Annotated in this window: 9 protein-coding genes and 1 pseudogene; 8 read left to right on the top strand and 2 right to left on the bottom strand. The window is 69.3% G+C overall.

The annotated features are described in order from the left end of the window. The 8 genes and pseudogenes from BST10_RS22830 to BST10_RS21755 form a co-directional block, all read left to right on the top strand. Positions 1 to 77, top strand: a pseudogene (locus tag BST10_RS22830) (type VII secretion protein EsxI); the annotation flags it as partial. A gap of 199 nt (positions 78 to 276) precedes the next feature. Then, positions 277 to 576 carry a PE family protein gene (locus BST10_RS21785; protein WP_083040684.1) on the top strand — a complete coding sequence of 100 codons (300 nt, stop codon included), beginning with the start codon at positions 277 to 279 and terminating at the stop codon, positions 574 to 576. A gap of 28 nt (positions 577 to 604) precedes the next feature. Further along, positions 605 to 1,711, top strand: coding sequence for a PPE family protein (locus BST10_RS21780; protein ID WP_083040682.1), 1,107 nt, complete (start codon positions 605 to 607; stop codon positions 1,709 to 1,711). 193 nt (positions 1,712 to 1,904) lie between these two features. Beyond that, positions 1,905 to 2,726, top strand: a complete 822-nt coding sequence (locus BST10_RS24250) for a PE family protein (protein WP_083040680.1) — start codon at positions 1,905 to 1,907, stop codon at positions 2,724 to 2,726. Positions 2,727 to 2,766: 40 nt separating this feature from the next. Next, positions 2,767 to 3,951, top strand: a complete 1,185-nt coding sequence (locus tag BST10_RS21770) for a PPE family protein (protein ID WP_083040678.1) — start codon at positions 2,767 to 2,769, stop codon at positions 3,949 to 3,951. A 28-nt stretch (positions 3,952 to 3,979) separates the two neighbouring features. After that, positions 3,980 to 6,478 carry a sensor histidine kinase gene (locus tag BST10_RS21765; protein WP_083040676.1) on the top strand — a complete coding sequence of 833 codons (2,499 nt, stop codon included), beginning with the start codon at positions 3,980 to 3,982 and terminating at the stop codon, positions 6,476 to 6,478. Beyond that, on the top strand, positions 6,475 to 7,158 hold the full coding sequence (locus BST10_RS21760; protein ID WP_083040674.1) for a response regulator: 684 nt from the start codon (positions 6,475 to 6,477) through the stop codon (positions 7,156 to 7,158). Before BST10_RS21765 ends, BST10_RS21760 begins: the two co-directional genes overlap by 4 nt. 51 nt (positions 7,159 to 7,209) lie before the next feature. Beyond that, a complete protein-coding gene (locus tag BST10_RS21755) occupies positions 7,210 to 7,665 on the top strand; it encodes an MPT63 family protein (protein WP_041317286.1) in 456 nt (151 codons plus the stop codon). 93 nt (positions 7,666 to 7,758) lie between these two features. Here BST10_RS21755 and BST10_RS21750 read toward each other — a convergent pair whose 3' ends face one another. After that, positions 7,759 to 8,712, bottom strand: coding sequence for a Ppx/GppA phosphatase family protein (locus tag BST10_RS21750; protein ID WP_083040672.1), 954 nt, complete (start codon positions 8,710 to 8,712; stop codon positions 7,759 to 7,761). Beyond that, the gene (locus tag BST10_RS21745) at positions 8,709 to 9,200 is read right to left on the bottom strand and encodes a DUF501 domain-containing protein (protein ID WP_013827932.1); all 492 of its coding nucleotides are present in this window, start codon (positions 9,198 to 9,200) and stop codon (positions 8,709 to 8,711) included. Before BST10_RS21745 ends, BST10_RS21750 begins: the two co-directional genes overlap by 4 nt. Positions 9,201 to 9,265 lie beyond the last annotated feature (65 nt).

Below are 9,265 nucleotides of genomic sequence, written 5' to 3'. Positions count from 1 at the left end.
CCCACGGTCAGAAGGTGCAGACCGCCGGCAACAACATGGCCAACACCGACGCCTCGGTGGGCTCCAGCTGGGCCTGACCGAAGCCGCAACAAAGCAAACCGGCGCAGCGGAGGGGGCTGCGCCGGTTTGTTTTGTGTTCGGAGGACATCAAGGACTCATCAAGGTTCGATCCGGCGCCGTTAAGAGCGCGTAAGGGTCACGGCTAACCGAGCACCGTTGCGGCACGGTGGATCTCGTGGCCGGCACCGTGTCGGCCCGTTCGGTTAGGAGACAGCGATGTCGTTCGTGAGCGCTCAGCCTGAAGAGCTGACGGCCGCGGCCGGCGAATTGACCGGTATCGGCTCAGCGATGGCCGCCCAGAATGCGGCTGCCGCCGCAGCGACCACCGGGGTGGTCCCCGCGGCGGCGGACCCGGTGTCGGCGTTGACCGCCGCCCAATTCGTCGCGCACGCCGATCTGTACCAGGCGGTCAGCGCCCAGGCGAATGCCATCCACCAGATGTTCGTCACCACGCTGATGACCAGCGCCGGATCGTACGAGACGACCGAGGCCGCCAACGCGATCGCGGCCCGATAGCTCCAGCGACGACAAACGGAGCCAAGAAATGATCGAATTCGGTGCGTTGCCACCGGAAGTCAACTCCGGCTGGATGTACGCCGGCCCGGGTGCGGCGCCGATGATGGCCGCCGCCGCGGCCTGGCATGGTCTGGCCGCCGAACTGGGCACCACCGCCGCCGGCTACCAAGCCGTGGTCACCCGGATGGCGACTGAACTCTGGCGAGGATCGGCGTCGGCATCGATGGCCGCCGCGGCCGCGCCGTACGTGGCGTGGCTGAACACCACCGCCGCACAGGCCGAGCAGGCCGCCACCCAAACCACCGCGGCCGCAGCCGCTTACGAGACCGCCTTCGCCATGACGGTTCCACCGCCGGTGATCGAGGCCAACCGCAGCCTGCTGATGACCCTGGTGGCGACCAACTTCCTGGGGCAGAACACCCCGGCGATCGCGGCCACCGAGGCGCATTATGCCGAGATGTGGGCCCAGGACGCCACCGTCATGTACGGCTACGCGGGGTCCTCGGCCGCGGCGGCGCAGGTGACCCCGTTCACCGACCCGAGCCCGACCACCAACCCCGCCGGCCAGGCCGCGCTCACCCAGTTGATCTCCACACTGCCGTCAACGCTGCAGAACCTGGCATCACCACTGCAATCGGCATCGGCGACCGGGCTTGTGGGCAACCTGCTGGACCCGGCCAGCCTGGGATCGATGGCGAGCTCCGGGGGCTCCAACATGGTCGGGGTGCTATCGAACCTCCTCGGCATCGCCGGCAACGTCAGCGGCGGCACCACGCCGGCACCGGCACTGGCCGGGTTCCCGGGCTCGCCCGGGCCGGTATTGGCCGGCGCCCCGGGCATAGGCGGCCCGGCCGGCTCGGGTGGGATCGGCGCCGGGGTGTCCGCGGCTGTGGGCCGGGCCGGTTCGGTCGGCATGCTGTCGGTGCCGCCGGCGTGGGCCGCAACCTCGGCCGTCGGCAACACCGCCCCGCCGCTATCTGGTGCAGCCTTGACCGCCGCTACCGAGCGCGGGCTGGGTGCCATGCCGACCGGGATGCCGATCGGCTCGCTCGGTGCGCGCGCCACCTCGGCGACCGCGGCGCCGAACTACGGGTTTCGTCCCACCGTCACCATGCATCCGGTGGCGGCGGGCTGAGCCGGGCAAGACATCCTTGAAGGATTGACCGCCTGCCAGGAACTCATCACCGAAGTACCTGTGCGAATAAACCGTCAAGAATCCTGACAAGGGCGTTAAGAACCCGTAAACGCCTTCGGTGATCCGGCGTCCGGCCGGAAACAGTGGACCCTGCACTCGGCCGAAGGCCGCCCGTTTTCGATCAGGAGAAGTCATGTCCTTCGTGACCACCCATCCCGAGGCGATGGCGGCGACCGCCAGCAACCTGCAAGCGATCGGCTCGGCGATGACCGCGCAGAACACCGCCGCGGCCGCACCCACCACCGGCGTCGCCCCGGCCGGCGCCGACGAGGTCTCGGTCCTGCAGGCGACCCAGTTCGCCGCCTACGGGCAGCTGTACCAGCAGATCAGCGCACAGGCCGCGGCGATCCAGGAGATGTTCGTCAACACCTTGCGCACCAGCGCCGACTCCTACGGCAGCACCGAGACCGCCAATTCCGCAGCCGCCGACGCCTCGGCGGCTGGTGGCCTGCTGGGCGGGCTCACCGGCGGATCGGCCGCCGACCCGGCATACGGGCTGACCGCAGTGGCCAGCAACAGCGCCATCCTGGCCGCCATGCAGGCCGGCACGATCGGCTCGGCCACCTCGGCGTTCACCGGATTGGGCACAGGCTATATCACCTCCCCGTCGGGGGTGGTTCACCACGTCGCGCCCCCCGAATCCGCGATGCCCTCGGCGGGTCTCACCGGCCAGCCGGCGCCGGCCACCGCGGCAGCACCGGTTTCAACGACCGCCGGTCAGGCCGCGACGCGGCCGATCGGCGCTCCGACACCACCGGCCTGGGCCGGCGAACCCGGCCCGACCGGAGCCACCCCCGCGGCGCTCTCCGGCACGAGCACCGCAGCCGCGGCACCCCGCGCTTCGACAGCGGCCGTGCCCGCCGGGCTGCCGGCGTCCTCGAGCGAGCAGGGCAGCCGCGGCCGGCTGCGCTACGGCATCAAGCCAAAGGTGATGCCGCGCCCGCCGGTGGGCTGACGGCAGACACGCGGTTACCAGCGAACGGAATTGACACGACATGGACTTTGGCGCTCTACCCCCGGAGATCAACTCCGGCCGGATGTACGCCGGCGCCGGAGCGGCGCCGATGATGGCCGCCGCTGCGGCATGGAACAGTCTCGGCGCGGAACTGTCGACGACCGCGGCGTCCTACCAGTCGGCGATCGCGGCGCTGACCGGCGAGGAGTGGCAGGGGCCGGCGTCGGCGTCGATGGCCGCGGCCGTGACGCCATACATCAATTGGCTCAACACCACCGCGGCCGCTGCCGAGCACGCGGCAGCCCAGGCAATCGCTTCGGCCGCCGCATTCGAAGCGGCGTTCGCGATGATGGTGCCGCCACCGGTGATCGCCGCCAACCGGGCCCAGCTGGCCGCGTTGGTCGCCTCAAACTTCCTGGGCCTCAACACTGCGGCGATCGCCGCCACCGAGGCCCAGTACGCCGAGATGTGGGCACAGGATGCCATCGCCATGTACGGCTACGCGGCCAGCTCGGCGAGCGCCGGCACACTACAACCGCTGTCCTCACCTACTTCGGTCAGCAACCCGCTCGGCACGGCAGGCCAATCGGCGGCGGTCGCCCAGGCATCGGCCGGCAATACCCAGAGCGGGTTGTCCCAGCTGGTGTCCGGGCTACCCAACACGGTGCAGAACCTATCCTCGCCGCTGAGCGCAGCGGCCGCCCCGGCCCAGGCCGGGGATTTTCTGTCCGATTTCATCGGCTCGACGCAGAACATCGGGATTTGGAACGCGATCCAGACCTACAGCACCTACGGGGTGACCGCCGGGTCTTGGCACCTGTTCGCCGGCATCTCCAGCGCCATCGCCATCGCCTCACCCGGCGTCGGCGCGGCCGGCAGCACGATCCTGGCGGATTCGGTCGATAGCCCGGCCGGGGCGCCCGGCCCCGGCGCTGCGGCGGCCGGCTCGGCCCCGGTACTGGCCGGGGTGGCCCAGGCGGCCCCGGTCGGGGGACTGTCGGTGCCGTCGACCTGGCCGGGGGCACTACCGGGCGGGGCCGGCGCGGCGCCGTTGATCACCTCCGAGTGGATTCCCGGTGCAGTCGAGGAAGGACAGTCGATGACGGCGGTGCCGGCCGGGGTGGGCGCCGCCGGGGCGGCCGCAGCGCGCGGCGGTCGCGGTTTCAGCGATCCACACTACGGATTCAAACCCACGGTGATGGCACGGCCGGTCGCCGCTGGCTGAGAACGGCGGTTGCCGGGATGATGGTCGGGTGAGCGTGTTGAGTCAGCGCGGGGAACTCCGCATCTACCTCGGTGCCTCCCCCGGGGTCGGCAAGACCTACGCCATGCTCGGGGAAGCCCACCGCCGCGCCGAGCGCGGCACCGACGTGGTCGCCGCTGCCATTGAGACCCACGGCCGCTCCAAGACCGCAGAACTGCTCCGGGGCATCGAGACCGTAGGCGACCCGAGCGCCGAACTCGATGTCGCCGCGGTGCTGGCACGGCGTCCCCAGGTGGTCCTGGTCGACGACCTCGCACATACCAACGCGGCAGGCAGCCGGAATCCGAAGCGCTGGCAAGACATCGAGGAATTGCTCGACGCCGGCATCACGGTGATCTCCACGGTCAACGTCCAGCAGCTGGAGAGCCTTAGCGATGTCGTCACCAAGATCACCGGGACCACCGAACACGACACCGTTCCCGATGCCATCGTGCGCCAGGCCGCTCAGATCGAGCTGATCGATGTGGCACCGGAAGCGTTGCGCCGCAGGCTCTCCCACGGCAATGTCTATCCGCCGGAGAAGGTCGACGCGGCGCTGGCCAACTACTTCCGCGGCGAAACCCTCACCGCATTGCGCGAATTGGCGCTGCTGTGGCTGGCCGGGCAGGTCGATGCGGCGCTGACGAAGTACCGCGCCGATAAGAAGATCACCCAGACCTGGGAGGCGCGGGAACGCATCGTCGCCGCGGTGACCGGTGGCCCGGAATCCGAGACGCTGGTGCGGCGGGCTTCCCGGATCGCGTCGAAGGCCGGCGGCGAGCTGCTGGTGCTGCATGTGCTCGGCGACGGCGACTCCGGTGCGCCGGCCCCGCGGGTGGGCAAAATCCGGCAACTGGCGATCAGCCTGGGCGCGTCGCTGCACACCGTGATCGGCGACGATGTGCCTGCCGCACTGCTGGAGTTCGCCCGCGACGTCAACGCCACCCAGCTGGTGATCGGCAGTTCGCGGCGTTCCCGCTGGGCGCGCATCCTCGACGAGGGTGTGGGGGCGGCGGTGGTCCAGCAATCGGGCGACATCGACGTGCACATCGTCACCGACGAGGACACCAAACCGAATTTCCGGTCGGTGTCGATATCCCCGCGGGAGCGTCGTGCGGTGTCCTGGCTGGCTGCTGTCGCCGTGCCGTGCGTGATGTGCGCGATCGTGGTGGGCTGGCTCGACCGGTATCTCGACACCGGCCAAAGCGCACTGTTCGTGGTCGGGGTACTGGTGGTGGCCCTGCTCGGCGGCATCGCTCCAGCGGTGCTGTCGGCCCTGCTGTCCGGGGTCTTACTGAACTATTTCCTGCTCGCGCCGCGCCGCGATTTCACCATCGCCGAACACGACGCCGCCGTGACCGAAGTGGTGTTGCTGCTGGTGGCGGTCGCGGTGGCAGTGCTGGTCGACAGCGCAGCCAAGCGTGCCCGGGAAGCCGGTCGCGCCTCGCGCGAAGCCGAACTGATGACGTTGTTCGCCGGGTCGGTGCTGCGCGGAGCGGACCTGGACACCCTGCTGGAACGGGTCCGGGAGACCTACGCGCAGCGAGCCGTGAGCCTGGTCCGCATTCCGGCCGGCACCGCCAAGCCCGAGGTGGTCGCCTCCGTCGGCGAGCAGGCCTGCACGTCGGTCGATCTCGCGGACACCACGATCGATGTCGGCGACGACGAGTTCTGGATGCTGATGGTCGGCCGACAGTTGGCCTCCCGCGACCGCCGGGTGCTCTCGGTGGTGGCCCGGCAGGCGGCCGGATTGGTCCGCCAGGAGGAATTGGCGGCCGAGGCCAGCCGGGCCGACGCGGTGATGCGCACCGACGAGCTACGCCGTTCACTGCTGTCGGCGGTCAGCCACGACCTGCGCACCCCGTTGGCGGCGGCCAAGGCGGCGGTGTCGAGTCTGCGCGCCGACGACGTCGCCTTCTCCCCGGGCGACACCGCCGAACTGCTGGCCACCGTCGAGGAGTCGGTCGACCAGCTGACCGACCTGGTGGGCAACCTGCTCGATTCCTCGCGGCTGGCCGCCGGTGTGATCCGACCCGCGCTGACCAAGGTCTACCTGGAAGAGGTGGTGCAGCGCGCCCTGATCGGAATCGGCAGGCGCAGCAAGGTCCTCGGACGGGGCAGCTTGGATCAGGTGAAGGTCGAGGTGGGTCCCACCGTGGCGATGGCCGATGCCGGCCTGCTGGAACGGGTGCTGGCCAATGTGATCGACAATGCGCTGCGCTACGCCTCGGACAGCGTGGTGCGGGTGACGGCCGGCCGGATCGGCGATCGGGTATTGGTCAACATCGCCGATGAGGGCCGAGGACTGCCGCCCGGCAGCGAACTGCACGCATTCGATCCGTTCCAGCGACTCGGTGACCATGACAACACCAGCGGGGTCGGCCTGGGGCTCTCGGTGGCACGCGGTTTCGTGGAGGCGATGGGCGGCACCATCTCGGCGACGGAGACACCAGGTGGTGGGCTGACCATCGTGGTGGACCTGGCGGCACCGGCGGGAGAGGGTGGATGAGCACACGTGTCCTGGTAGTCGATGATGAACCGCAGATCCTGCGCGCGCTGAAGATCAATCTGTCGGTGCGCGGCTACGAGGTGGTCACCGCGGCGAGCGGCGCCGGCGCGCTGCGAGCCGCCGCCGAACACCGCCCGGACGTGGTGATTCTCGACCTGGGGTTGCCTGATATCTCCGGCATCGAGGTGCTGGCCGGCCTGCGCGGCTGGCTGACGGTGCCGGTGATCGTGCTGTCGGCCCGTACCGACTCCGCCGACAAGGTCGAGGCCCTCGACGCCGGGGCCGACGACTACGTGACCAAACCGTTCGGGATGGACGAATTCCTGGCCCGGTTGCGGGCCGCGGCGCGCCGCAATGCCGCCGCCGCCGAGATAGACCAGCCGATAGTTGAAACGTCGTCGTTCACCGTTGATCTGGCCGCCAAGAAAGTCACCAAGAATGGTGGTGAGGTGCATCTGACCCCCACTGAGTGGGGCATGTTGGAGATGCTGGTGCGCAATCGCGGCAAGCTTGTCGGCCGTGACGAGCTACTCACCCAGGTGTGGGGTCCGGCTTACGCCAAAGAGACCCAGTACCTGCGCGTTTACCTGGCGCAATTGCGGCGGAAACTGGAAGACGATCCGTCGAATCCCAAGCATCTGCTGACCGAAGCAGGCATGGGTTACCGATTCGAGGTTTGAAATCCGCCCATGCGGATATGTCTTGGGGGACCTAGCGGAAGGAGTTTTGCCGTGATGTTTTCCCAGATCGCCAAAAAGACGGCGGTGACAGCGACCGGCCTTGTGGCGGCAGGAATGCTGGCAGCAGCGCCGGCCATGGCCGACCCGACGGTCGTCGGATTCGGTGAGACCGAAGAGATCCAGAGTCCGGGTGGAGCCATCGACTACACCGTCAAAAACCTGCAACCCAGCGGGCACAACGACGGAATCTGGTACTCCGATGTGACAGCAAAGGCGGTGAGCGGTACCCCGACCCCGAACATCGCCGACTTCAACGCCCGTGCCGTCAACAGTTCGACGTTCGCGGTGATGAAGGGCAACGAGGTCGACGGCCTGCCCAACGGGCCGATCGCACAAGGCAGCCAGAGCAGCGGGCGGCTCTACTTCGACGTCAAGAGCGGCACGGCCCCCGACAGCGTCGTCTACCGCGACGCCGGCGGCCACGACAAGGTCGTCTGGAAGCGCTGATACTCGCACACGCCAGCGGCCCGGTCGCCGCTCCAACCGGCTGCAATCCCAGCTGGTTGGAGCGGCGTCGCTGGTTTCGCCTTGACGCCTGGGCTAAGCGATAGACAGCGCGATGCCGTCCAGGATGTCGTGCTCGCTGACCACCAGCTCGTCGATGCCGGCGCGTTCGGACAGCGTGCGGGCCAGTTCCTGTACCACGATCGCCCCGCCGCCGATCACATCGACGCGGCCGGGGTGCATCGGGCCCAACGCGGCTCGCTGCTCACGGGACATGCCGAGCAGCCGGTCGCAGACCGCGACCAAGTCGCCGAAGCCGACCCGGGACAGGTGAATCACCTCCGGGTCGTACTCGGTCAGACCGTGGGCCAGCGCCGACAGCGTCGTCATGGTGCCCGCCACCCCCACCCAGGTCCGCGCGTGCTGCACCGGAACCACCTGCAACGCCTCGCTCAGCAACTCGCGGGCGACGCTGCGGGCGGCGGCGACCTCCGCGGCGGTCGGCGGGTCGGAGTGCAGGCAGCGTTCGGTCAACCGGACACAGCCGATGTCGGCCGAGTAGGCGGCCGACACCCCGCGCTCCGGGTCCCCGAGGACCACTTCGGTCGACCCGCCACCGAGGTCGACCACCACGAAAGGCCCATCGGCGCCGTCCAATTCGCCTACCGCACCGCGGAAGGACAGCTCGGCTTCCTGCTGGCCGGTGATGACCTCGGCAACAGCGCCGGGAACCGCGACACCGAGCACCTGAGCCGTCATGGTGAAGAATTCGTCACGGTTGGCCGCATCGCGGGTGGCCGAGGTCGCCACCATGCGCACCCGCGAAACACCGTGCGTCACCAACAGTTCGGCGTAATCGGCCAGCGCGGCGCGGGTGCGTTCCAGCGCCTCGGGCGCGAACCGGCCCGTCGCATCGACCCCCTGCCCCAGCCGGACGATCCGCATCTCGCGGTGAACATCACGCAGCCGGCCGTCGACCGGTTCGGCGATCAATAACCGAATCGAGTTGGTGCCGCAGTCGATTCCGGCGATCCTGCCCGTGCGCGTCACAACCACTCCTCCGGTACCAGGATTCCGGCCATCGCGGGCTCGGGGGCCAGGATCGCCAACGCCTCGTCGCCGAACGGGTTGACACCGCGCCCCTTGGCCAATGCGTGCGCGATCACCACGTGCAGGCATTTCACCCGATCGGGCATGCCGCCACCGGAGAACGTCGTACCCAGCGGTTCGATCGCGTCCCGCTCGGCCAGAAAAGATTCGTGGGCGGCTCGGTAAGCCTCGGCCAGTTCCGGGTCGCGCCGCAGCCGGTCGGTCATATCGGCCATCAGCCCCGAGGACTCCAGCCGGCTCGCTGCGGCGGTCAACACCGGATGGGTCAGGTAGTACAACGTCGGAAACGGTGTTCCGTCAGGCAGTTTCGGCGCCGTCTTGACCACGGCCGGTTCCCCGTTGGGGCACCGGTAGGAGATCTCCAGGACGCCGCGGGGCTCTCGGCCGAGTTGCCGACCCACCGCGTCCAGGTCAGCCGGGTCAACCACCGGGCACAACCGGAACGGGAGGCCCCGGGAGCCCGGGTGGTCCCGGGGGTGGCGCGGCCGGGGCG

This window comes from Mycolicibacter algericus DSM 45454, assembly GCF_002086455.1.
Taxonomy (GTDB): Bacteria; Actinomycetota; Actinomycetes; order Mycobacteriales; family Mycobacteriaceae; genus Mycobacterium; species Mycobacterium algericum.
Note: the sequence above shows the minus strand (reverse complement) of the source record. Positions and strands in the feature narration are given on the sequence as shown.

Bases quoted from the DNA above. Each gene is read 5' to 3' on its own strand.
- BST10_RS21785 (WP_083040684.1), top strand. From the start codon at position 277: ATGTCGTTCGTGAGCGCTCAGCCTGAAGAGCTGACGGCCGCGGCCGGC.
- BST10_RS21780 (WP_083040682.1), top strand. From the start codon at position 605: ATGATCGAATTCGGTGCGTTGCCACCGGAAGTCAACTCCGGCTGGATG.
- BST10_RS24250 (WP_083040680.1), top strand. From the start codon at position 1,905: ATGTCCTTCGTGACCACCCATCCCGAGGCGATGGCGGCGACCGCCAGC.
- BST10_RS21770 (WP_083040678.1), top strand. From the start codon at position 2,767: ATGGACTTTGGCGCTCTACCCCCGGAGATCAACTCCGGCCGGATGTAC.
- BST10_RS21760 (WP_083040674.1), top strand. From the start codon at position 6,475: ATGAGCACACGTGTCCTGGTAGTCGATGATGAACCGCAGATCCTGCGC.